13 protein-coding genes and 1 pseudogene are annotated in these 23,828 nt (G+C 71.0%); 6 read left to right on the forward strand and 8 right to left on the reverse strand.

The genetic code is table 11. The features are described 5' to 3' along the window. Nucleotides 1–19: 19 nt before the first annotated feature. The 3 genes from H7H31_RS31130 to H7H31_RS31140 all read right to left on the reverse strand — a co-directional run bounded on the left by H7H31_RS31130 (nucleotide 20) and on the right by H7H31_RS31140 (nucleotide 11,925). A complete protein-coding gene (locus H7H31_RS31130; RefSeq protein ID WP_187118179.1) occupies nucleotides 20–8,029 on the reverse strand; it encodes a type I polyketide synthase in 8,010 nt (2,669 codons plus the stop codon). Nucleotides 8,030–8,482: 453 nt separating this feature from the next. Continuing rightward, the gene (locus H7H31_RS31135; RefSeq protein ID WP_261905867.1) at nucleotides 8,483–9,469 is read right to left on the reverse strand and encodes an AfsR/SARP family transcriptional regulator; all 987 of its coding nucleotides are present in this window, start codon (nucleotides 9,467–9,469) and stop codon (nucleotides 8,483–8,485) included. A gap of 1,961 nt (nucleotides 9,470–11,430) precedes the next feature. Continuing rightward, the gene (locus H7H31_RS31140) at nucleotides 11,431–11,925 is read right to left on the reverse strand and encodes a DinB family protein (protein WP_187064610.1); all 495 of its coding nucleotides are present in this window, start codon (nucleotides 11,923–11,925) and stop codon (nucleotides 11,431–11,433) included. 104 nt (nucleotides 11,926–12,029) lie between these two features. On the opposite strand from H7H31_RS31140, the gene H7H31_RS31145 reads away from it, so the two are divergent. Beyond that, entirely contained in the window at nucleotides 12,030–12,293 is a 264-nt protein-coding gene (locus H7H31_RS31145; protein ID WP_232110165.1) for an Hsp20/alpha crystallin family protein, read from the forward strand. Nucleotides 12,294–12,563: 270 nt separating this feature from the next. Here H7H31_RS31145 and H7H31_RS31150 read toward each other — a convergent pair whose 3' ends face one another. Both H7H31_RS31150 and H7H31_RS31155 read right to left on the reverse strand, forming a co-directional pair. Beyond that, a complete protein-coding gene (locus H7H31_RS31150) occupies nucleotides 12,564–13,682 on the reverse strand; it encodes a fatty acid desaturase family protein (RefSeq protein WP_187064612.1) in 1,119 nt (372 codons plus the stop codon). A gap of 7 nt (nucleotides 13,683–13,689) precedes the next feature. Continuing rightward, on the reverse strand, nucleotides 13,690–14,745 hold the full coding sequence (locus H7H31_RS31155; RefSeq protein ID WP_187064613.1) for a ferredoxin reductase: 1,056 nt from the start codon (nucleotides 14,743–14,745) through the stop codon (nucleotides 13,690–13,692). A gap of 87 nt (nucleotides 14,746–14,832) precedes the next feature. Between H7H31_RS31155 and H7H31_RS31160 the strand changes: the two genes are divergently transcribed. Next, nucleotides 14,833–15,972 (forward strand): helix-turn-helix domain-containing protein, encoded by a 1,140-nt coding sequence (locus H7H31_RS31160; protein ID WP_187064614.1) that lies wholly within the window; start codon nucleotides 14,833–14,835, stop codon nucleotides 15,970–15,972. Nucleotides 15,973–16,144: 172 nt separating this feature from the next. Then, nucleotides 16,145–16,483 (forward strand): thioredoxin family protein, encoded by a 339-nt coding sequence (locus tag H7H31_RS31165; protein WP_187064615.1) that lies wholly within the window; start codon nucleotides 16,145–16,147, stop codon nucleotides 16,481–16,483. Nucleotides 16,484–16,674: 191 nt separating this feature from the next. On the opposite strand, the gene H7H31_RS31170 is transcribed toward H7H31_RS31165, so the two are convergent. After that, entirely contained in the window at nucleotides 16,675–17,073 is a 399-nt protein-coding gene (locus H7H31_RS31170) for an ATP-binding protein (protein ID WP_187064616.1), read from the reverse strand. Between the two features lie 1,437 nt (nucleotides 17,074–18,510). Here H7H31_RS31170 and H7H31_RS31175 point away from each other — a divergent pair. After that, a complete protein-coding gene (locus H7H31_RS31175; RefSeq protein WP_232110166.1) occupies nucleotides 18,511–19,317 on the forward strand; it encodes a hypothetical protein in 807 nt (268 codons plus the stop codon). Between the two features lie 316 nt (nucleotides 19,318–19,633). On the opposite strand, the gene H7H31_RS31180 is transcribed toward H7H31_RS31175, so the two are convergent. Next, complete coding sequence (locus H7H31_RS31180) at nucleotides 19,634–20,410, reverse strand: LysR family substrate-binding domain-containing protein (protein WP_187064617.1); 777 nt, start codon at nucleotides 20,408–20,410, stop codon at nucleotides 19,634–19,636. A gap of 105 nt (nucleotides 20,411–20,515) precedes the next feature. On the opposite strand from H7H31_RS31180, the gene H7H31_RS31185 reads away from it, so the two are divergent. Then, complete coding sequence (locus H7H31_RS31185; RefSeq protein ID WP_187064618.1) at nucleotides 20,516–20,908, forward strand: DUF5997 family protein; 393 nt, start codon at nucleotides 20,516–20,518, stop codon at nucleotides 20,906–20,908. 729 nt (nucleotides 20,909–21,637) lie between these two features. Next, entirely contained in the window at nucleotides 21,638–23,344 is a 1,707-nt protein-coding gene (locus H7H31_RS31190; protein WP_187064619.1) for a PHP domain-containing protein, read from the forward strand. A 185-nt stretch (nucleotides 23,345–23,529) separates the two neighbouring features. Here H7H31_RS31190 and H7H31_RS31195 read toward each other — a convergent pair. Continuing rightward, nucleotides 23,530–23,769, reverse strand: a pseudogene (locus H7H31_RS31195) (IS5/IS1182 family transposase); the annotation flags it as partial. Between the last annotated feature and the right edge of the window lie 59 nt (nucleotides 23,770–23,828).

The raw sequence follows: 23,828 nt of genomic DNA on the forward strand, positions 1-23,828 counted from the left end.
AACCTCATGGACTGAACGATTAGTTGTCACCGAGGGCCACCCGAACCAGGTCGTCCAGGTCCATCGCGTCGAGCGCGGCGCCCTGCTGCTCCGCCACGGGCTCCGCGGCGTGTCCGCCGTGCTCGCCCCCGGCCTCCGCGAGACCCAGGAGGGTCCGTACGAGACCGGCCTCCTGGAACCGGGCCAGCGGTATCGCCGCCAACGCCCGGCGGAACTCCGCCTCGTCCGGCTGGCCATCGGCCGTGGCCGGCGCGGGCCCGTCGGCACCGGACTCGGCGGCGTCATCGCCGGGGAAGAGTTCGGCCGCCAGGTAGCGCCCCATCGCGTTGGGGGTGGGGTGGTTGAAGATGAGGGTGGCGGGCAACCGCCGCCCCACCTCGGCACCGAGCCGGTTACGGAGGTCAAGCGCGGTGAGCGAGTCGACACCGAGATCCAGGAAGCCGCGCTCGGGATCGATCGACTCCACCGTGGGGTGCCCCAGGACCGTCGCCACCTGGCGCCGTACCAGGTCAACCAGTGCCTGGCGGCGCTCATCCGGCGCCAGCTCCGCGAACCGGCGCTCGACCGTCGCCTCCTGCGACCTGCCGGCCGCCGCCCGCAGCGGAGCCGGGGACGCGGCACGGACCAACCGCCGCAGCAAGGCCGGCACTTCCGGCTGGGAGCGTAGGGCGGCGAAGTCCAGGACGGCGGGGACCAGCGCGGCCCGCCCGGCGCCCGACCCGCCGGCGACCGTCGGGCCGGTCGCGGCCCGCGCGTCCGCATCGGCCCGCACCGCCATGTCGAACAGCGCGAGCCCCTGCTCGGACGGCATGGGAGCCAGGCCCGTGCGACGCAACCGCCGCAGGTCCGCCTCGCCGAGATGACCGGTCATCCCGCCCGCCTCGGCCCACAACCCCCAGGCCAGTGCGAGGCCGGGCAGCCCGGTCGCGCGGCGGTGCCAGGCCAGGGCGTCCAGGAACGCGTTCCCCGCCGCGTAACTCGCCTGCCCCGCCTGACCGAGCGTGCCGGCCGCCGACGAGTAGAGCACGAAGGCCCGCAGGTCGTACGGGCGCGTCAGCTCGTGCAGATTCCACGCCGCGTCGACCTTCGGCCGCAGAACCGCCGCGAGACGCTCGGGTGACAACGAGGCGATCACCCCGTCATCGAGCACCCCGGCCGTGTGCACCACACCGGTCAGCGGGTACTCGGCAGGCACGGCCTCCAGGGCCGCCGCGAGCGCCGAACGGTCCGCCGCGTCGCACGCGACCACCGCCACCCGAGCACCCCGCTCCACCAACTCCGCGCGCAACCCCTCCGCCCCCTCCGCAGCGAGGCCACGACGGCTGAGCAACAACAGACTGCGAACGCCGTACTCGGCGACCAGATGGCGGGCCAGCATGCCGCCGAGCAGGCCGGTGCCCCCGGTGACCAACACCGTGCCCGAGCCGTCGAACGGACTCACGCCTTCCCCGGCGGAGGGCGCCACCCTTGCCAGCCGTGGGGCGTACAACCGGCCCGCACGCGCCGCGAGCTGTGGCTCATCGACAGCCCCCGTCGCGAGCGCGCGCAGCAGGACCCGATACGAGTCGGGGTCGTCATCCAGGTCGGCCAGCGCCAGCCGGCCGGGGTGCTCCGAGCCGGCCGCCCTGATCAGGCCCCACAGCGGCGCCCGCGCCAGGTCCGTCACGTCGTCCTCGTCGCGTACGGCCACCGCCGCACGCGTGAGAAACACCAGCCGCGAGTCCGCGAGCCGCTCCTCAGCCAGCCAGGCCCGCACCAGTTCGCCCACATCACGGGCGGCCACGTGCGCGGCCTCCGCCACGTCGTCCGAGTCGAGCCCTCCGGCCCCAAACAGGCAGGGCACCAAGACCGTGTCCGGCACTGGACCGCCGGCGGTGACGGTGGCGATCAGCGCCCCGAGATCGCTCGCGGCGCACGCCGGGGCCGCGTCCGCGAGGTCGGGGAGCAGCGCCGCGGCCCCCACGAGAACGGGCCGCCGCGCACCGTCCATCGGTGCCGGCTCAGCCAGCTCAGTCGTCTCCGCCGGGACCCACTCCACCTGGTACAGCGGGTTGTTCAGCCCGCTGGCCGTGGCCCGGAACCGCTCCGCGGACACCTCCCGCAACGTCAGCGCGTCGATGGAGACGACCTGCTGCCCACCGGCGTCTGTCGCCAGCACCGAGACCGTGTCGGGCCCGGTCGGTGTCAGCCGTACGCGCAGGTCGGTGGCGCCGGTGGCATGCAGGGTCACTCCGCTGAAGCTGAACGGCAACCGCACCCGGTCCGCGCCTTCCAACAGCGTCGCGTGCAGCGCCGCGTCCAGCAGCGCGGGATGCAGGTCAAAGCGGTCAGCATCGGCCCGTTGCGCCTCGGGCAGCTCGACCTCCGCGACCACGTCATCGCCCGCCCGGCCCTGCCGCCGCAACCCCTGGAACGCGGGCCCGTAGTCGAAGCCGACCTCGGCCAGCCGCCCGTAGGCCCCCTCAGCCTCGGCGAGCGCAACCCCCTGCCCCGGCCATGCCCCGTCCTGCGGCGCTCGCCCCTTCGCCGACACGACACCCACCGCGTGCTGCACCCACGCACCGTCATCCGCGCCCTCCGGTCGGGTGTGGATGGTGAGGGGGTGTTGTCCGGTGGTGTTGGGGGTGCCGATGTGTATTTGGAGGTGGTGGGGTTGGTGGTGGGTGAGGGTGAGTGGGGTGTGGAGGGTGAGTTCTTCGATGTGGTGGAGTCCGGTGTGGTGTGCGGTGTGGAGGGCGAGTTCGAGGAGTGCGGTGCCGGGGAGGAGTGGGGTGTTCCAGAGTGCGTGGTCGGTGAGCCAGGGGTGGGTGTGGGTGGAGATGTGTCCGGTGTAGAGGGTTTCTTGGCTGGTGGCGAGGGTGGTACGGGTGAGCAGGAAAGGGTGACCAGTTGAGTCATTGCCGCGACGGTGACTGGGTGAGGAAGCAGGGAGCCAGTAGCGCTGGCGTTGGAAGGGGTAGGTGGGGAGGTTCGGGTGGTGGTGGGTTGGGTGGGGGAGAAGGGTGGTCCAGTTGATGGGTGTGTTGTGGGTGTGGAGGTGGGCGGCGTGGGTGAGGAGTTGGGTCCAGGTGCCGTGGTCGCGGCGGAGGGTTGCGGTGATGGTGGCGGGGCGGTTGGTGTGGTCGGTGATGTCGTGGAGTGGTGCGGTGAGGATGGGGTGGGGGCTGATCTCGATGAAGGTGGTGTGTCCGTTGTCTAGGGCGGTGGTGGTGGCATCGGTGAGGAGTACGGGTTGGCGGAGGTTGGTGTACCAGTAGTCGGCCGTGAGGTGGGTGGTGTCGAGGGCTTCGCCTGTGGTGGTGGAGTAGAAGGGGATGTGGCTCGTGGTGGGCTTCAGGTCTGTTAGCTGGTTGAGTAGTTGCTCGCGTACGGCTTCCACGGAGGGGCTGTGGGAGGCGTAGTCGACGTTGATGCGTCGGGCGTGGATGTTGTGTTGTTCGCAGTGTTGGAGTAGGTCTTCGATGGCGTTGGTGTTGCCGGCGATGACGGTGGTGTGGGGTCCGTTGTGGGCGGCGATGTGGAGGTGGGTGCCCCAGGCTCCGGGGAGTTGTTGGGTTGCTTCGGGTGTGAGGGTGAGGGAGGCCATGGTGCCGTGGCCGGTGAGGGTGGTGTGGATGGCTTGGCTGCGAAGAGCGGTGACGCGGGCGCCGTCTTCGAGCGTCAGGGCGCCTGCGATGACGGCCGCGGGGATCTCGCCTTGGGAGTGGCCGATGACGGCGGTGGGTTGGACGCCAAGCGACTGCCAGACGCGGGCCAGCGAGACCATGACAGCGAACAACGCGGGTTGGACCACATCCACGCGTTCGATGGGCTGCCCGTTGGTGAGCACTTCGGTCAACGACCAGTCGACGTAAGGCGCCAGGGCGTTCTCGCAGTCGGCTATGGACTGTCGGAAGACCTCGGAGGTGCGCAGGAGGTCGGTGGCCATGCCGGTCCACTGCGATCCCTGACCGGGGAAGACGAAGACGGGCTTGGTGTGGTTGGTGTTGCCCGTTACCACGTTGGGGTGTTCGTCACCGTTGGCGAGGGTGTGGAGTGCCTCTCGTAGGTGGTCGCGGTCATGGGTGAGGAGGACGGCGCGGTGTTCGAGGGTGGCTCGGCCGGTGAGGAGGGTGTGGGCGATGGCGTACGGGTCGGTCTCCGGGTGGTCTTCGACGTACGTGGCGAGTTGCGTGGCCTGGGCGCGGAGGGCTTGGGGAGTGCGGGCGGAGAGGACGATCGGTACGACGCCCGTCTCCACCGGCGCACCCGCGTTCTCCGGAACAGGTTCGCTTTCCGGGGCCTCCTCCAGGACGACGTGGGCGTTGGTGCCGCTGATGCCGAACGAGGAGACCGCGGCCCGGCGTGGCCGGCCCGTCTCGGGCCACTGCTGCTGCTCGGTGAGCAGGCGTACGGCGCCGGACTCCCAGTCGACGTGGGGCGTGGGCTCATCCACGTGCAGCGTGCGGGGCAGTACGCCGTGGCGCATGGCTTGCACCATCTTGATGACGCCGGCGATGCCGGCGGCGGCCTGGGTGTGGCCGATGTTGGATTTGAGCGAGCCCAGCCACAGCGGCCGGTCGGCCGGCCGGTCCTGGCCGTAGGTGGCGAGCAGGGCCTGAGCCTCTATGGGGTCACCGAGGGTGGTGCCCGTACCGTGCGCCTCCACCGCGTCGACCTCGTGTGCGGACAGTCGCGCATCGGCCAGTGCCTGTCGAATGACCCGCTGTTGGGCTGGGCCGTTGGGTGCGGTGAGGCCGTTGGAGGCGCCGTCCTGGTTGGTGGCCGAGCCACGCAGTACGGCGAGCACAGGGTGGTTGTTGCGGCGCGCCTCGGAGAGGCGTTCCAGTAGCAGGAGGCCGACGCCCTCGCTCCATCCGGTGCCGTTGGCCGAGGCGGCGAAGGCTTTGCAGCGGCCGTCGGGGGAGAGGCCGCGTTGTCGGCTGAACTCGATGAACATGCCGGGCGCGGCCATGACGGTGGCTCCGCCGGCCAGGGCCATGGTGGTCTCGCCGCGACGCAGCGACTGGGTGGCCAGGTGCAGGGCGACCAGTGAGGAGGAGCAGGCGGTGTCCACGGTGATCGCCGGGCCCTCAAGGCCGAGCACGTACGACAGCCGCCCGGACAGCACGCTGACGGTACTGCCGGTCAGCACATGGCCCTTGACCTCCTCGGATGCCAGGTGCATCCGCTCGCCGTAATCCTGCGTCATCGCGCCGATGAACACCCCGCTCGGGCTGCCGCGCAGGGTCGCCGGATCGATGCCGGCGCGTTCGAGCGCCTCCCAGGCTGTCTCCAGGAGGAGCCGCTGTTGCGGGTCCATCGCCAGCGCCTCGCGTGGGCCGATGCCGAAGAAGCCCGCGTCGAACTGGTCGGCGTCGTGCAGGAAGCCGCCTTCGCTGACGTACGTCGTGCCGGGTTGGTCCGGGTCGGGGTCGTACAAGGCCGCCACGTCCCACCCCCGGTTCACGGGGAACGGGGAGATGGCGTCCGCACCCTCGGTGACCAGCCGCCACAGGTTGTCCGGTGTGCTGACGCCACCGGGGAACCGGCAGCTCATCGCGACGATGGCGATCGGCTCGTCGGCGTCAGCCGCGACCGGGGCGGTGTGCACGTCAACGGCCTCGGACCCCGGACGCAGCAGCGCGCCGTGCAGGTACTCGACGACGGCCTCGATCGTCGCGTGGTCGAAGAGCAGGGTCATCGGCAACGGCAGCCCCGTCGCCGTCACCAGTCGGTTGCGTACCTCGACGGCGGCGACCGAGTCGAGCCCGAGTTCCCTGAACGACCGTCGGGCATCGTTGGCGTCCAAGACAGAGACCCCGCGCACCGCGCTGACCTGGGAGTACACCAGCTCGGTCAGCCATGCGCGCTGTCCGTCGGCCGGTCGTGCGGCCAGCTTCCGCCGGAGCCGGTCGGCGGGGCCGCCATCACCGACCGTGGCCGACCCGGCCGCCGTATCGGCCGCGTCCGCTCCGAACGGGTACGTGGGTAGCCGCATCCGCCGGGCACCCGAGCCCTGGAACACGGCGCTCCAGTCCACCGTGACCCCGCGCACATGCAGCTCCGCCAGGGACCGCAGAAAGGTGGGCACGCCGGGTTGGTGTCGGCGCAGGGAACCCACCACGGTGGCGTGCGCGCTCAGCCCCTCGCCCTCCAGCGTCTCCTGGACCCCGGCGAGCAGCACGGGGTGCGGGCTGACCTCCACGAACGTCCGGTGGCCGGCGGCCAGCAGGGCCCGGGTGGCCTGCTCGAACCGGATCTCCCGGGTGATGTTGCGCTGCCAGTACGGGCCGTCAAGGCCGACGGTGTCCTGGCGGCCCCCGGTCAGGGAGGAGTAGAAGGGCACCGTCGACGTGCGCGGAGTGAGCCCGGCCAGGCCGCCGAGCAGGAGTTCGCCGTCGAGGCGCAGCGTGGGCGAGTGCGCCGGGAGGTCGTTGCTGAGCCGCTTGGCGCGTACGCCGTCGGTGACCAGCTCGGCCAGCAGTTCGGTCACGGCCTCCCGGTCGCCACTGAACAGGACCGAGCGCGGGCCGTTGGAACCCGCGAGGTGCAGCCGGTCGCCGCCCCACCGACCCAGCCGTCGCTCGATCTCCGCGCGGGACGCCAGGGCGGAGGCCAGATCGCCGTCACCGGTCGCGCCGGCCTGTGCCTGGCTCCACAACGCGACCACCTGGGCGGCTTCCTCCAGCGTGAGCGCGCCGGCGACATGGGCCGCGGCGATCTCGCCCAGGCTGGCGCCCACCACCGCGGCCGGCTCCAGGCCGCAGGCGCGCCACAGCTCGGCGAGCGAGACCATGACGGCGAACAGGACGGGCTGGACGACGTCGACGGCCCGCATCGCGGGGGCGCCGGGCGCCTCCCGCAGCACCTCGTGCAGGTCCCAGGGGACGTGTGGCTCCAGCGCGTCCGCGCAAGCGCGCATGTGCCGGCGGAAGACCTCGGAGGATTCCAGCAGGTCCAGGGCCATCCCCTGCCACTGGGGGCCCTGCCCGGGGAAGACGAAGACCGGGCGCCGGTCCGCCCCGCCCTCGGGCTCCACGCCGCTGTCGCGGTCGGTGGCGCTGACGACCATGGCGTCGAAGGCGCCGTCGGCCACCGCGCGCAGTCCGCGCAGAGCTTCGGCGCGGCTGGCGGCCAGCACGACGGCGCGGCGCGCGAGGGTGGTCCGGGTGCTGACCAACGACAGGCCGAGGTCGGCGAGATCGAGTGCCGGGGAGCTCTCGACCAGCCGGTGCAGGGCTGTGGCGCCGGCTCGTAGGGCCGCGTCGCTGTGCCCGGAGAGCACGAGCGGGACCAGCGGCGCGGTCCGAAGCGTGACGCCGTCCGGGACCGCCGGGGCGGCGGCCGGCCGGGGCCAGTCGGGCGCCGGGAGCGCGCCGACCAGGGCGAGCGCCTCGTCCACGGTGCCCCGTGCACCGAACTCGGCGGCAGGGTGGGCTGCCGTGGTGCCTGGCGCCCCGGTCGCGGTGCGGCCCCGGGTCGCCGCAGCGCCCTGTGTCCCGCCCTGCGTGGGGGCGTCCTCGGCCGTGTCGTCAGCGGGCAGGACGCCGTACGCCCGGTCCCCGTCCCGGATCGCCTGTGAGCGCTGCTTGAGCACCAGGACGAGGCCGCCCGCCCCGTCGGCGTCAGACGGGATCGCACCGACGAGGGCCCGGTCGATGTCGCCCCGCCGCAGCCGGTCGGTCGCGTGCGTCAGGGCCGCACGGATGGCACGACAGTCCAGGGGCCCCGAGCCGGCCGAGCCCACCGTGGCCTGGAAACCGTCCAGGTGGAGCCCGTGGGCGACGAACTCCGCGAGCCCGTCCCCGGCCGCGACGAGGAACACCCCGGTCCGGCCGCCGGGGAGCGTACCGGGCACGATCCCGCCGTCCTCCAGAGCGGCCCACGCGAGCCGCAGGGCCAGTGACCGGTCAGCGGTCAGCTCGGCCGTCGCCGGGAGGCCGAAGAACGCGCGGTCGTCGTCCCAGGTGAGCGGACCGCCGACACCCTGGTGGGTGGCGAGTCCGATGATGACGACGGGATCGGCTTGACGGCTTGTCTGGGGCACGGGCTTCCTCATCGACTCGTCTCACCCATCCGGTGCACCGGGCAAGGTGCTGGCTCCTGAGCAATGGATTCCGTGGCGGGGCCCGGTGACGGGCCGGCCTGTCACCTGGCAGGTCATACGGCGCCAGCCGCGACCGCTGGGAGAAGTTCTGAGTCCTGGTCAGAAGCCCGATCCACGGGCCGTGCCCCGTCGCACGTCCACCCCCGTCGCCTGCGGCGATCACTCGCCTCGCGCGTGGGTGCCGACGGTGAGCTCATGGCTCCCCGGGCCGCTCCCAAGCGCTGAACCACACCCTGCCACGGCGCTCTTGGAGTGACCTTGGAACGAACTTGGAGCGATCTTGGGCCCGTCAAGCGCGAACGACACTGGCCCGCCCCGAGGGCCAGCCGTGAGGGGCGGGGCCGTGACGGGGCGGGCCAGCGTCGTTCGCGGCCCGCGTGGGGAGCGGAGGGGTTACCGAGTCGGGAACACGGAGACGTCCGAGGCCCGGGAGCCGAGGCCGGAGCTTCGGCGCTCGGACGTCGGCTCGCCGCACAGAACCCGTCGGAACAGCCGCTGCAACTCCTCACCGGGGTCGATGCCGTACTCGTCCGCCAACACCCGGCGCGCGCGGTGGTAGGTGTCGATCGCCTCGGCACGGCGACCCGCGCTGCACAGCGCGCTCATCAGCAACAGGTGAAAGCGCTCGCGGGTCGGGAACCGGGTGCTCAGGGCCGACAGCTCGGCCGCTATCACCGAGATGTCACCGGGCTCCGCCAACCGTGCCTCCCAATAACTCTCCAGGGCGAGCAACCACAACTCCTCGAACCGGGCCGCCACCTGCGCCCCGAGCGAGTAGTCGCTGACCTCCGGATGAGCGCACCCGCGCCGTAGGGCCAGGGCCCGTTCCAGCGTGCGGCACGCCTGCTGCGGCGTACCCGCCGTCAGCAGGCGCCGGCCCTCCCGCATCAACTGCTCGAAGCGCACCGCGTCGATGCTCTGTGGATCCGCCGCGAGGACATAGCCCGTCGCCTCGCGCCGTAGGACGTTGTCCCGGCTGCGGGGTGGTCGGTGCGGCTCCAACGTCCGCCGCAGGTTGGATACGTAACTGTGCAGGTTCGCCATGGCCGCGCTGGGTGCCCTGTGCGGCCAGACGGCCTCGGTGAGCTGTTCCGCCGTCATCGGATGGCCCGGAGTGAGGAGTAGGGCGGAGAGGACGGCTCGCTGCCGGGCCGAGCCGAGGTTTACCGGACTGTCGTGAACACTTACTCCGACCGGACCAAGGACGTGGAAATGCACTGGATAATCCACGGTCGAAAAGACCCCCGAATGTAGTCCATAGGAACCTGATAACGCGACGCGCAGACAGCGACGCCGTGACGTCTGGCCATGTGTTCTTCCCCAATGGCTGCCAGCGTACTGACGGGGACGTGAAAGTGAAGGTCTGGAGTTGTCACTCATCTGCTGATATGGCGCGGCGCGCGGACTGTCGGTGGTCGCCCGAGCCGTATGCTCTCCCACCTTTCTGACCTGCTGCTTCGCTGATCCGCTCGGGCGTCGGGGAGCGAGGCCGGAGCCGCCGCCGGGCTCGGTGAACGGCGTTTGCGCGATCAAACATCGATGTGCAGAAGAATTGTTTATTTGTTGGATCTGAGGCTCCCTGGCACCTCGCCGAACCGCGTTCGGGGAACTGTTCCGCTACGGCATCGGGCATACCGCTGGTAACGCCGGACGTGTTTACTCGGGAGTAACGCGTTGGCGGGGTGGGCCGCCCCCAGCTTGGCGCAAAAACGCCTTCTCTTCGTGCCCTCGCGGGCCCGCGTCCTGAGGGTCGGCGCGCGCCGCTCGGGCTGGGGCGCGCCGGGCTCGCCCATGCTCGGACGCCCGTGAGCGCCTGGTCTGGACCGCGGGTAAGGGCTGGTGAGTCGCGCCCGCCACCCGCCGCCTGTGGTCGTGCCCGGGGGTGGGGCGGCGGGTGCCCGGAGGATGGATGCCCGAAAGGGGTCGGGTGACAGCGGTAAGGCCCGCGTGGTGCGGTGCGCTTTCGGGACACTTGGGAAGTGCTGCTGGCATAGTGCATGGTTTCGCTTTTCCTTGCCCGATGTGGGCTCTGATTGCGCGGTGAAGAGACGAGCTTCCTTTCCGGCGGAAGGCGGAGTAAACGAGTTCGCTGCTTTTCTCTCGTTGCGTACGAGATGCTGCTAGTGTCGAATGTTGCACTGTCCCGCTCCGGAAAAGCGGAGAAGAGGGAACCGTGTGAGTCGCGGGGAGAATTCTGGCGTGCGGATGAGGGCGGGGTGAAGGGAGGCTCTTCGGCGAGCGAGTCGATCGTATGGAGGAATCCGCATCCCGCCCTCGCTCATTTTCCTCGTGCGGGTTCGCCAGGGGGAGACGTGGCCTTCTCCTCCGCCGCGACGGCGCCGCCTCTCTTCCGCTGATCGCGACGAGGCTTCCACTTCGCGGCGGATCGGGATGCCGTGCCGGCCCTCCGTCGCGTGTGCTAGCGGCGGGGAGTCAGGCGCGCGACGCCGGCCGGTGCTGCTCGGCGGCCGTCGCGTCGGCTGGTGAGCGAGCTGCCTGGCGGCCTCGCGCGTGACGCGATGTTCACGGCTCGGCGTCCCAGCGGGTCGCGGGTTGGCCGGCGAACCCGAATGGAGACAATGCGACCATCTTGCCGCGCGGTTACCCAATTCGCGCGGATAGGGAGGCAGTTGCTCCTCGCCCGCACTTTATGTCTCCGACGTCAGCGGCAACGTCATCGGCCGCGCCCCCCGCCAGCGCAATGCCCGTTTCGGCCCCGTACGGCGCCCGAAATAACGCGGACTGTGCCCGAGCGTCACCTCGCGGGAAAAGGGTGTTCGGTCGCCAAGTCTGCGCAGTCACGGCACTTTCCGGGGCCGAAGCGACAGGATGGGCGGATGTGACCAACGTGACGGTTGTTACCAGTAGCGATATGCCGTGCCCCGTAACGCAGTCCCCATCGCCCGAACCCGTCGCCGCACAGAGCCACGTCCCGGCACCCGGCATTTACTCCAAGCCTGACCACGTGCGCTGTACGAGAACAGCCGGGACCGCGCACCGAGTTCGCGGGGCGGTCAGGCACGGCTGCCCTCCCGCGCACCGCCCCGCCCGAGGGGTGACTCCGTACGGTCGCCGGGCCGAGGGCGGTCGAAGGTGGTCGAAGGAGCGCGATCGGCGCGCCACGGGAGTGGCGATCCGGCCAAGCCGCCAACCGTCACGCGGCTTCGGCGCGGCCCCGAAGGACGTCACGTACGCCCACGAACTCGCCTCGCCGGGCGGCGTCGTGACTGCTGTCCACACCTGCGCTTATGAGCTGTGCCACTACGCGCCCTCCGGGGTAGGCGACCTGCCGACCAGGCCGAGTGGCGGTCGGTCCGGGCGGCAGGGCGACCAGGTTGATGTCAGTCCCACGGGTGATCGCCGGTTGCTCCGTCGATGAGCTCGCGCACGATGTCCATGTGGCCGGCGTGGCGCACGGTGTCCTCGATCATGTGGATCAGCACCCAGCGCATGGACACGGTGGTGCCGTTCCAGGAGGTGCCCAGGGCGTCGAGTCGGAGTTCCTCGATCGCCGTGTCGGCGGCGGCCCGAGCACGGCCGTAGAACTCCACGATGTCCGCCGTGGCCTCATTCGGTCCCACACTCATGTCATCCGTGGAGGGGTCGAACCAGAAGGGTTTGGTCTCGCATCCGAACGCCGTGCAGAACCATCCGTACTCGACGGTCGCCAGGTGCTTCACCAGGCCCAACAAGGTGGTTCCCGACGGAGTCATCGGTCGCCGCAGGGCCTCGTCGTCGAGGCCGTCGAGCTTCCACAGGACCGCGTCGCGGTGGCGGTCGAGGCTGGCGCGCAGGCTTTCCTTCTCGCCACCGGTGTAGGGCACGATCTTCGTCATCCGTGGAACGTAGCAGCGAGCACTGACAGTCCCGGTTGGGGCGTGGCCGGCGTCGATTCCGGCGGCAACGCGACGGGGAGGGGGCGCTGACGATCCGATGCCGGGTGTGCCCGGAGCTGTCTCGGCGCGGGGTCGCCCGCGAGCTGAACGGTGCCGAGCTGCCCGTACACGGCGAGATCAGGAACAGGGAACGCACCGGCGTGCTGCGCGACCGCGCCCGGCACGCCGGTCGGTTCCGCTACCAGGTCACCCTGCCGCAGGACACCGACGTGGAGCACGTCACCGCCGACCTCACCGACGGTGTGCTCACCGCCAAGGTCTCCAAGGCGGGGCAGGCCAAGCCCCAATGCGTCGAGATCACCGGCTGACCCGGCCCCGCACGGGCCAACCGTCGAGCGCGCCCGCCCGGGCGCGCTCGACGGTTGGTGGCGGTGAGCCTGCGAGCCCACCAAAGCGGTAGCCAAGTGCCGTAGATACCGCCGGATGTTCCCGCCGCCACGCACGGTGGGCCGGTCTCACCGGTTCCTGGCCGTGGAACGTTATGCGACCCCGCGGAGGGCCGTTTCGTGCCTGCCGTTACAGACCGGAACCAGACCCCCGGGCACCGCCGGCCGCAAGGCCCGAACCCGTACCGGGAATCAGGCCGCGACGAGCTCCCGTTCGCGGACCGGTGCCTTGAGCGTGGGCTTCCTGTTGGGCAGCGAGAGTCGGAAGACCTTGTGCCACGCGGAGAGCACCTGCTTGGGCAGCGGCCCGGTGACGTAGTCCAGCTCGTACTTCTCGAACAGCGCGCGCACCTTCACCGCGACCTCGGCGTACCGGTTGCTCGGCAGGTCCGGGAACAGGTGATGCTCGATCTGGTGCGACAGGTTGCCGGTCATGAAGTGCATGGCCTTGCTGCCGCTGATGTTCGCCGAGCCCATCATCTGGCGCAGGTACCACTGGCCGCGCGTCTCGCCCTTGATCGACCGGCGCTCGAAGACCTGCACGCCCTCGGGGAAGTGCCCGCACATGATCACCGAGTGGGACCAGATGTTGCGGACCAGGTTCGCGGTGAACGTGGCGGCGAGCGTGGGGAGGAACGACGGGCCCGACAGCAGCGGGTGGATCACGTAGTCCTTCAGCACCTGCTTGCGGATCTTGCGGCCCACGGCCCTGGCCCGCGCGCGGAACTCCGGGTTCTTGCGGCGGCGCTTGCTCAGGTTCTTGCCGAGTTCCAGGTCGTACGCCGCGATGCCGTACTCGAAGAAGCAGGCGTTGACGAAGTTCCACAGCGGCTGGCCGAGGTACAACGGGTGCCACTTCTGGTCCTCGTCGACGCGCATGATGCCGTAGCCGAGGTCGTTGTCCTTGCCGATCACGTTGGTGTACGTGTGGTGCAGTTCGTTGTGCGAGTGCTTCCACTGGTCGGACGGCGAGACGTGGTCCCACTCCCAGGTGGTGGAGTGGATCTTCGGGTCGCGCATCCAGTCCCACTGACCGTGCAGGACGTTGTGGCCGATCTCCATGTTGTCCATGATCTTGGCGACGGACAGACCAGCGGTACCGAGCAGCCACGCGGGCCGGTAGCGCGAGAACAGCAGCACGCCCCTGCTGGCCAGCTCGAGCTTGCGTTGCGCCGAGATGACCTTGCGGATGTAGGCGGCGTCTTTCTCGCCGCGGCTGGCGATCACCTCGTCGCGGATCGCGTCCAGCTCGCGCCCGAGCTCCTCGATCTGCTCCGCGGTCAGGTGGGCGGTGGGGTCGATGGCGGTCAAGGTGTTCCTACCGTTCGATGTCGCAGGAGCCCGCCGCGGCGGACACGCAGGTCTGGATGAGGACGCCCGGCTCGGCCTCGGTGATCTCGCCGGTACGCAGGTCGCGGACGGCGCCCGACCTGAGCGGCGTGACGCACCCGAAGCAGATGCCCATGCGGCACCCGGAGGGCATGAGCACACCGGCCTCCTCGCCGACGTCCAGCAACGGCGTGGCGCCGTCCGCGTTGACGGCCTTGCCGGTGGTGCTGAACGTGACCTCGCCGCCGTCGCCGGCGGCGACGATGCTGGGGCGGAAGCGTTCGGTGTGCAGGCGCTCCGGGACGCCGTGCTCGGCCCAGTGCTTCTCGGCCGCGTCGAGCAGGCCGGCGGGCCCACACGCCCAGGTCTCGCGCTCGGCCCAGTCGGGGACGAGTGCGTCGAGACGGGCGATGTCGAGCATGCCGTCCGTGTCGGTGTGCACCTCGGTGAGCGCCAGCTTCCTGTCCGTGACCAGGTGGTGCAGTTCGTCGCGGAAGATCACGTCTCGCGGCTGAGGCGCGCAGTGGACCATGACGACGTCGTCGAACTCGATGTCGCGCAGCATCCCCATCACGGGCGTGATGCCGCTGCCGGCCGTCAGGTAGAGCACCTTGGCGGGCTTGGCCCGCGGCAGCACGAAGTCACCGGTCGGCTGGTCGAGGTGGATCAGCGTGCCCGGCTTGGCCCTGCGGACCAGGTGGTTGCTGACCTTGCCGTCCGGGATCGCCTTCACGGTGATCGTGACGCGGCCGTCCTGGCGGTTCGTCGGCGAGGTGATGGAGTAGGCACGCCACAGGCGTACCCCCTCGACATCGACCCCGAGCCGCACGTACTGACCGGCCACGTGGCCGCGCCAGCCCCGCCCCGGCCTGATCTCGATGGTCGCGGCGTCACGCGTCTCGGGGCGCACGGCCTCGATGCGCCCCCGCAGGTCGGCACCCGCGCGCAGCGGGCTGACCAGGTCGAGGTAGTCCGATGGCACCAGTGGCGTCGTGACCATCTCCAGCAGTTTCCACGCCCTGCTGCGGAGGGCTGCACTCGTCATCCCTCTAGCTTGCTGCGCCTCAGGGCGTAAAGTCCTGACCGTAGGACGTAAATCTGGTCGGCTGAATTGTTCGCAGGGAACAAAAACATGAGCCATGCACTCCGGAGGGCCAGCGAACTGGCCCTGGATGAGACGACGGTCACCGTACTTCGGGCCGCGCTGACGACCACCGCCGACGAGGTCGTCCAGGCAATCATCGACGAGGTCCCTTCCTACGCCAACGCCCTTTCGGGGCACATGGGCAGCACCATCCGGGGAGCCGTCCGCACCGCCCTGGGACACTACCTGGACCTCGCGAGCGGGAACGCCACCGGCGGCGACGCCGGTGACGCGGCCTACGAGCTGGGCCGTGGCGAGGTGCGCGACGGCCGTTCGATGGACGCCCTCCTCAGCGCCTACCGCGTCGGCGCCCGGGTGGCCTGGCGATGCCTGGCGGCGGGTGCCGTACCCGCGGGCCTGCCCGCCGCCGAGGTCGCCAAGTTCGCCGAGCTGACCTTCGCCTACATCGACGAGCTCTCCGCCGCGAGCGCGGCCGGCCACGCCGACGAACTGGCCGCCCAGGGCAGGGCCCACGAGCGCCACCTGGAACACCTGGCCCGCGGCCTCCTCGCCGGCGCGAGTCCGGACGCGCTGCTGGCCTCCGCGCAACGGGCCGGGTGGCAGCCTCCGGTCTCGCTGACCGCGGTCCTGCTGCCCGCCGCCCAGACCCGGCCCGCCTACCGCTCGCTCGACCCGAGCACCCTCGTCCTCGACGACCTGCCGGACGCCACCGGCGTGCTGCTCGTCCCCGACGCCGACCGCTCACGCCTCCTGCGGCAGCTCACCGAGCGCACCGCCGTGGTCGGCCCGACCCGGCCCTGGACCCGCGCGTCCGCCTCGTACGCGCGAGCCGCACACGCGCGCTCCCTCTCCCCTGACATTCGCGACACCGAGGACCACCTGCCCGAGCTGGTGCTGAGCGCCGACGCGGACGCGTTCGCGGATCTGCGTGCCCGGGCCCTCGCACCGCTGCGGACCGTGCCCGTCGCGACCGCGCGGCGGCTGGAGGAGACGTTGCGGGAGTGGCTGCTGCACCAGGGCAGGCGGGACGAGGTGGCGGCGGCGTTGTTCGTCCATCCCCAGACAGTCCGGTACCGGATGGCGCAGCTGCGGGAGCTGTTTCCGGATCTCGCGTCGCCGCAGCGGGTCCTCGAACTGACGCTGGCGGTCGGTCTCCGGGTCGACTGACGCGTACTCCTCGACTGACGCGTACTCCGATGGCTCACGGCCGCGTCCGGGAGCGGCCCGGGAACCGGGCTTCCCTGCCGGCAGGTCGACCGGACGACCGGCCGGGCCGGCCCGGCACGCCGGGCGAGGGATGATGGGGAGGGAATGCCGGAACGCGAGGTCAGGAGCTTCCATGGCGAAGCGGGTCCACCGCCCCCGCGAGGACGCGGAGTTCGCTTTCATTCTCGGGATGAGCAGGGTCCCGGTCCTCGCGTACTTCACCGGGACATGGCCCAAGGCCATCGAGCCCTGTCGGGAGATGGACCTGGTCGTGGGCGACATCGCCGACGCCCACACGGGTCGCCTGACGGTCGTCCGTGCCGACATCGCGCGCTGTCCGGCCGCGACCCAGCGATACGGGATCACCGGCGCCCCGTCCTACGTCCTGCTGAAGGAGGGAGAGGCGGTGGCGCACGGCACGGGGCTGATGACCCACGCCGAGGTGCGGGAGTTCCTGAACGGCCACCTCTGAGCGGGGCCGCTGCGGCACGCTGGCCGCGACGCCCGTCACGTCTCGCCCGTGGGAGCCGCGCCGCCTGAGACACCTTGGGGCTGCGACATCCCACAGGTCACATAGCCGCGTCGAGTGTCACCGTGACAGCTCGGGTCGTACTCGGACGTGGCGCGATGACCGACGCGTCGCACAGCTCCAGCGCTGGCACGTCAGCGCGCCGCACGGGGGAGAAGGGCGCTGACGGTCTTGCCGCCGGACGCGGTGGGGGAGAGCGAGATGGCGCGGGCGAGGCGGTTGACCATGGGCCAGCCGAAGCCTCCGGTGCCGCCGTTCAGGTCGGGGACGCGCATGCGTGGCGCCCGCAGGCTGGGGTCGCGAACGGCCACCTCGATGCTGTCCGGGTGGGCGGTCAGCTCCAGGACGCAGGTGCCGCCGCCGTGGCGCAGGGCGTTGGTGACGAGTTCCGAGACGACCAGGACCACGGCGTCGGCGTTCTCGGTCGCGACCGGGACCGTGAGCCCTGCGAGGAAGGCCCGGGCGCTCCGGCGTGCGCCGGCTATGAATGTCGCCGAGCGGACGGGTACGACGGTGACGCTCATCGTGTCCATCAGGCCACCCCTGGTCTCTGCGTCGTCATGCCTGGTCGTTCCGCCTGAGCAGTTCTTGTGCCCGACCTGAGGCCCGGCAACCCTGCCGCGTCACTACTCAAGACCGACACTTCCTCGCCACACTCAAGACCGACTTCCTCACCACCGAGCGCGCGAAAATCTATGCTGGCTGGAGTAGACATTGGCTTGTGGTGTGGTTATGGTTTTTCTCGTAGCCAAGGAAGTCAGCAGGGCCTGGCAGAGAAGAACTGCCAGGCGGTAGTTGGTAAGACGGTGCGGTGGCGGAGTTCCGAAGCCAGGGTTTCGCGGAACGGCGACGGGACTGGCGACCGCACCGGGTGGCCCGCGGTGATCAGGGGCCGCCATGAGCAGTACCGCGGTATCCGAACAGTGCGGTTGGCAGTTCCCAGCAGTGAGTTCAGAGCAGCACCTCGGTGAAGGCGTCGGCTGCGGGCGCGCGCACCGGGAGGTTCGGCAGTGGGGTTCCAAGCCAGAGCAGACGCAGGACGGGCGACGGGGCTGGCTGTCGAAGGGTGGTGCTTTCACCGGCCACCGAGCAGTTGGCAGGAGCAGACACGCAGTTGATCACCGAGGGAAGAACGGAGGAGCCAGACGCCATCAGGATCGCCCGGGCGGAAGTCCTGGAGCCCGGGTACCGCAGGACATCGATAGTGAGGTGGTCTCCGGTCAAGCAACTGCGATCCCCGCGCCCCCGACAGGTTTCCCGTCGGGTCAGCGGAAACAGAAGGCCGGTGCGGTATACGAGCCGGCAGATGGTGTAGCAGTTCCTTCGGGGCCCTGGTGTCACAGGCACCAGGGCCCCTCCACGCGTTCCACGGAGAGATGCGATGACGGCGGACGACACCGTCAGCCGTCTCGACGACGATCTCCACCCCCGCCTACGCCATGGGTCGGACCGTGGGGACGCTCGGCGCGCTCGGCGGCCGATGTGTCGTGGGTGGGCACGAGGGCTCTCCGCCGACCACACCTTTCCCCGTAGGTCCGGGTGCCCGGTCCAGCGTGCCGCGAGAGGCAAGGCTCGAAGCCCCGTGGTGGCAGCCGAGCCCGTGGCCAGTCGTGACGCGTGCCGGTGATGCGTCCTGGGGCGCACGGGTTGATCACCCGGCAGGGGGACAGGGGTCGTTCCGCGGGGTGACGCCGTGCCGCCATGGTCGCTGCGAGAGTCAACGCATGGTCAGTGCGACAGTGACGACGAAGGCCCCTGGGCGCGGGTGGCGGCAGCGGTGGCCGCGCTGGGTGGGTCCGGCCGCCGCGCTCTGGGCAGCCGGATATACCGGCTTCGGCCTGGTCTGTGCGCTGAGGGGCACGCCACTGCTGTACCTGGGGCCGACTCCGGGGCCCTCCGCGCTGGGCTGGGTGGTCGCGGTGGTCGGGTCGGTCGCGGCGGCGACGTGCCACGCGGTGGGGCGGCTGGGAATGCGACCAGCGCTGCGGGTGGTGCTGTGGGCGACCTGCCTGCTAACCGGGGTCGCCGCGTTCGGCCTGCTGATGGACGTCATCACGCTGACGTTCGGCCAGGGGGTGGACAGCGCTGTGGCCGCGACGCACCACGCGCTGGCGGCGGTGGGGGTCCCACTGCTCGCGGCCACGGCCCGATCCGCGCGCCGCCCGTCCGAAGTGACCGTCGCGCCCCCTCCTTCCGCCGCCTCCCGCCCGGTCCAACTCGTCTCCTGGGCCGGATCGCTCGCCTTCCTTCCGTACGCGGCGATGAAGCTGACCTGGACCACCGGCGGCACGTTCGCCGGGATGTCCGGCGAGGAGATGCTCGCCGTCTCCGAGCACAACGGTGCGTCGGGCATCTGGCTCACGCTGGAGTCCTGGGGCCTGGACGGCACCGTGCTGCTGGCCGCGCTCGGCGTCTTCCTGTTGTGGGGCCTGGTGCGTCCGTGGGGCCAGGTCTTCCCGCGCTGGACGTGGCGGCTGAGCGGTCGGCGCGTCCCGCGCTGGCTCCCCCTCGCCCCAGCCCTGGTCGGCGCCGCCACCCTGGCCCCGTACGGGGTACTCGGGGTCGGCTACGCGACCCTGGCCACGGCCGACGTGGTGACGATGCCGCAAGGCGACTTCCACTCCCCGGGCGACGCGCTGCTGGTCGCCTGGATCGGCCTGGCCGCGTTCGCGGTGTACGGGGTGGCGCTGGCCATCGCCGCCCGCTCGTACTGGACGCGAACCCGCCCCCTGCCACGAGAGCACCCGGAAGCTTCACCTGTGCCGTCATCCGGATAGTGGGGCGGCGCGGCGACCCACCAGGCGACACGTCGGCGAACAACGCCTGACTCCCACCCGATGTCAGAGGTGGGGCACCAGCGGGAGATACCGGGAGCAGGACTCGCCGCCCAACGGCGCGCCCCGGAGGCGTCTGACGCGTGACCCCCCTGGTCAGACGTCCTTCTCCCGCCCCCAGAAGACCCCAGCGCCAGGTGCCCGGCCGTCCCGACGCGTCCGGCCGCCCTCGACCGGCCGGATCGCGACGCGGGGTCGGTTCCCCGACAGAGAGGGACCGGCCGTTCACCGTCCCCCTGGTCGCTGGCCGCCGCGGACGCTACGGCCTGCGGCGGGGCTTGCCGCCCTTCGCGCCGCCGGAGCCGCGGCGCGCGTTCTTGGCGGACGGCTTGCCCGCCGTCCTGCCGGCGCCCCTGCCCCCGGGGGGCTGCTGCCGTCGCGTGGCGCCCTTCTCTGGGCGCTTGGCCTTCGGCTCGGGCTCGGTTCGGCGGCCCCGGGTGCTGTTGACGGTACGGCCGCGGACGATGCCGATGAGGTCCTCCACCAGGTCCGTCGTGGCCTCCTGGGGCCAGGACAGCGCCACGCGGGAGGTGGGCACGTCCGTGATCGTGCGGTATGTGAGATCCCTGCGGTGGTGCAGCCGGGCCAGGGACTGCGGGACGATCAGTACGCCGATGCCCGCCGCCACCAGTTCGACGGCGTCGGCGGTCGTGGCGGGGCGCCCGACAGCAGGGCGGCCCGGCGGCTGCTCCCAGGCCAGGGTGTCGTCCAGCGGGTGGAGCACCACTTCCTCGGCGAGGTCGGTCACGGCCACCTCGTCGGCCGCCGCGAAGAGGTGGTCCTTGGGGATGACGACCACCGTCGTCTCCTCGTAGAGGGGGATCGCGCTGAGGTCGTCCCCGTCCACCGGAAGTCGAACGAACCCCGCGTCGGCCTCGCCCCTCCGCAGGGCCTCGCAGACCTCGGCGGCCGGCACCTGGTTGAGGGTGAGGGGGATGTGCGGCAGCCGCTCGTTCCAGATGCGCACCCACTTCGAGGGCGTCACCCCGGGTACGTAGGCGAGCCGGAACGCGGGAGAGTCTTCCGAGCCTGTCACCTCGCCAGACTACCGGCCGTAGTCACCGACCGACCCACCGGAGGGCAGGGCCGGCGCCGAGACCTCGTGGTCAACGCTGGCTCATTGGCTCGTTACCCTTAATCCATGAGCCAGACCATGAAACCCGCCACCGCGGCGAAGAAGCTGGGTGTGTACCTCGAGGCCACCCCCGCCGAATTCCAGGAGGGCATGGTCTCGCGCACCGAGCTGAACGCCCTCCAGGCCGACCCGCCCCCGTGGCTGAGCGACCTGCGCCAGAACGGCCCGCACCCGCGCCCCGTCGTCGCGGCCAAGCTGGGCGTCTCCGTGTCGGGCCTCGCCCGCGGCGGCGTCACCGAGCCCCTCACCACGCAGCAGATCGACGCGCTGAAGGAAGAGCGGCCCGAGTGGCTGGAGCGCGAGCGCGCCACGCAGGCCGAGGTCCGCAACGAGGCCGTCCGCCTGAAGGCGAAGAAGGCGGAGCAGGCCGAGAAGGCGGCCCAGGCCGCACACGGCTGAACACGGGGAGGGCGCGCACGCCCTCCCTCGCCTGCCGCCTGCCGCCCGCCATCCGCCGCCTGTCGCTCGTCTTCTGAGGTCGGACGGGCCCCGGGCTGGCGCGCGCCGTGAGCTGATGCCCACCGAGCTCGGGCCAGGAGAAGCCCGCCAGGGCTCTCGTACCGCCTACCGCTGTGGTTCGCGTAACGGGGCCCGGCTCGCCTACGGGCGCAGCCGAGGTCGCGCGCACAGTCCGCGTGCGGGCGGCGGACCGCATCGACCGGGTGGGGTGAGTGTTGGCGAGCCCCGGCCGATGTACTACTCCAGCACTGGCTGACGAGATGCCGCGGGTTCTCCGCGCACCACGTTGGGGTGCTATTCGACTTCCCCGCGACGCTGTTGATGCTTCGTGTCGCCCGTGGTTGAGGGGTGGGCTTCATTACGGACCCACCTGTCGTCGGCGCGGGCCCTCTCGCCGCCCTCGGGGGCAGTCGCCGGGTCGGCTCACGCCGGAGAGTGGGCCCTCCGCGAGGTGGTCTCCGTCCCGACGGCACCCGGCACCCGTTGTGCTCCAGGCAGTCGTGACCAGTGGTGATGCCCTGATCACGAGCCACGCACCCAGCGCCCCCCGTGGCCGGCACTCCACAGGGGGAATCCGTGGAATTCGCCCCTGATTCACCCGGTCGTTTCGTGACGCAGAAATCCTCCTCTTCACGCGAAATGTTCCTAGGCGATGGAGATCCGCACGTCATGACCCACCCTGTGCCCGAATGGGCCGACCCCCAGGTGCCCTCGGAATCGCTCGACCCGCAGGGGCTCAGCCGTCGAGGGTTGATGCGTCGCGCCGGCCTGTTCGGAGCGGGGTTCGCCGCCGCCTCACTTCCCCTTCCCGCGCTGGCCGATGGGCACGGGCGCGGGCAGGGCGGGGGACACGATCATCACGGGCCCGGCCACGGTCACGGCGGGCACGGCCACGCCCCCGACCTGGTCTACCTGGTCGGGGACCACCACAACCACACCGTCTACAGTCACGACGCCAAGTACACGTTCTCCCAAATAGCCTCGGCGGGGCGGAAGTTCGGCCTTGACTGGATGGTCTTCACCGAGCACAGCAACATCGGCCACGCCGCGTTCGGTGCCGCGCGCGAGCACCGCGAGATCCTGCGGGCCCGCGCCGAGAACAGGCGCATGCTGATCTTCCAGGGCCTTGAGTGGTACATCCCCGGTGCCGAACACTGCACTGTCTTCTCGCCGCCCGGCCGACACGAGGTCGACCTGCTCACCCGCTTCGAGGAAGCCTTCGACGGCAAGCTCCTCGGCTACACGGCCGGTGGCCCGAACCACCCCGACACCCAACGCAACGAGGCGCACGCGATCAAGGCCCTCAAGTGGCTGGCCGAGCAGCGTCGCACCCGGTACGTGGACGACGTCCTGGTCCTCGCCAACCACCCCATGCGGCTCGGCATCGACTCCCCGCACGAGCTGCGCGGCTGGCGCGACGCCGCCCCTGACATCATGATCGGCATGGAGGGCGCTCCCGGCGCCCAGGCAGGCGCGATCCCCGGCTGGCACGCGGACACCAACGTCCGCGGCGAGTACACCAACTCGCCCTCCGCGGACTCCTGGCCCGGCTATCCGCGCGAGGCGTACGTCACGTACGGCGGCTTCGACTGGGCGACCGCGACCGTGGGCGGCATGTGGGACGCGATGCTGGCGGAGGGCAAGCTCTTCACCATCACCTCCAACTCCGACGTCCACCGCGTCGCCCAGGACACCTGGGTCAACGGTGAATGGCAGCCCGGGCAGAACTTCGACAACACCGGCCGCCTCCCCGACCCGTACAACACCACCGAACCGCAGCCCGGCGGCGACTTCTGGCCCGGCCAGTTCAGCCGCACGCACGTGGGGGTCACCCGGTACGGCTACCGCCACGTGATGGAGGGGCTGCGTGCCGGGCGGGTCTGGGTCGACCACGGCCACCTCATCGACGGCATCGACGTCAAGGTACGCGGCGAGCGCGGCAACAGTGCCACCCTCGGCGGCCGGCTGCGAGCCCGGCGAGGCGAGCGGCTCACCCTCACCGTGACCGTGACCGCGGCATCCCGCCGCAACCCGTACGGTCTGCTGCCCCGTCTGCAACACGTCGACGTCATTCGCGGCGCGGTCCGCGGACCGGCCGCCGACCGCGACGACTGGCGAGCCCCGGACACCCGGGTCGTCCACACCTCCGACGTACTGGGCCGCCGCGGCACGTACACCCTGCGCATCCCGGTCGGGCGCGCTGACCACCCGTTCTACCTGCGGCTGCGCGGCAGCGACGGCAAGCGCCACGGCGCGGGCTTCCTCGGCGCGAGGATCGACCCCCACGGCCCGCTTCCCCACGAGCCCGGCAAGGGTGACCCGTGGCTCGACACGTGGTTCTACACCAACCCGATCTTCGTGGACGTCACACGCTGACGGCCGTGATCCCCGGGGGCGGCAGGCGAGCGGAAGCCGGTCCGCCGCCCCCGGGCGCGTCGGTCGGGGTGGTGATGTGCGTCGCCATTGATCTCTGGCGTGCCTGGTGGCCTGCTGGTTTCTGCGTCATTCGGCAAGGACGAGGCTGTGCGGGCGGGCACGCACTTCGCGGTGGGGAGGCGGCTCGCGCCGGATAGTTCCCCTGCCTCGCAGTCGTTGCGGTCGCCCGCCACTGGTTGGCCGACCGCGACGACGAGCCGGGTGTCGGTGTCGGTGTCGGTGTCGACCTGGTGGTTGGTGGAGTACGGGTGGTTCCTGGACTGCTCGGCGATGGTGTGGCTGCGGGTGGGAACGAGGGTGCCGTCCACGATGAGCACGGTGTCCTTGCGGAACCGCTTGCGCTGCTGGTGCGCGAGCCCGAGTCCGTGGTGTTCGACGCCTCCCCGGTGGGCGGCGGCCCGCACGCGACACGAGCGCCCCTGAC

The organism is Streptomyces buecherae, from assembly GCF_014295035.1.
GTDB classification, from domain to species: Bacteria; Actinomycetota; Actinomycetes; order Streptomycetales; family Streptomycetaceae; genus Streptomyces; species Streptomyces youssoufiensis.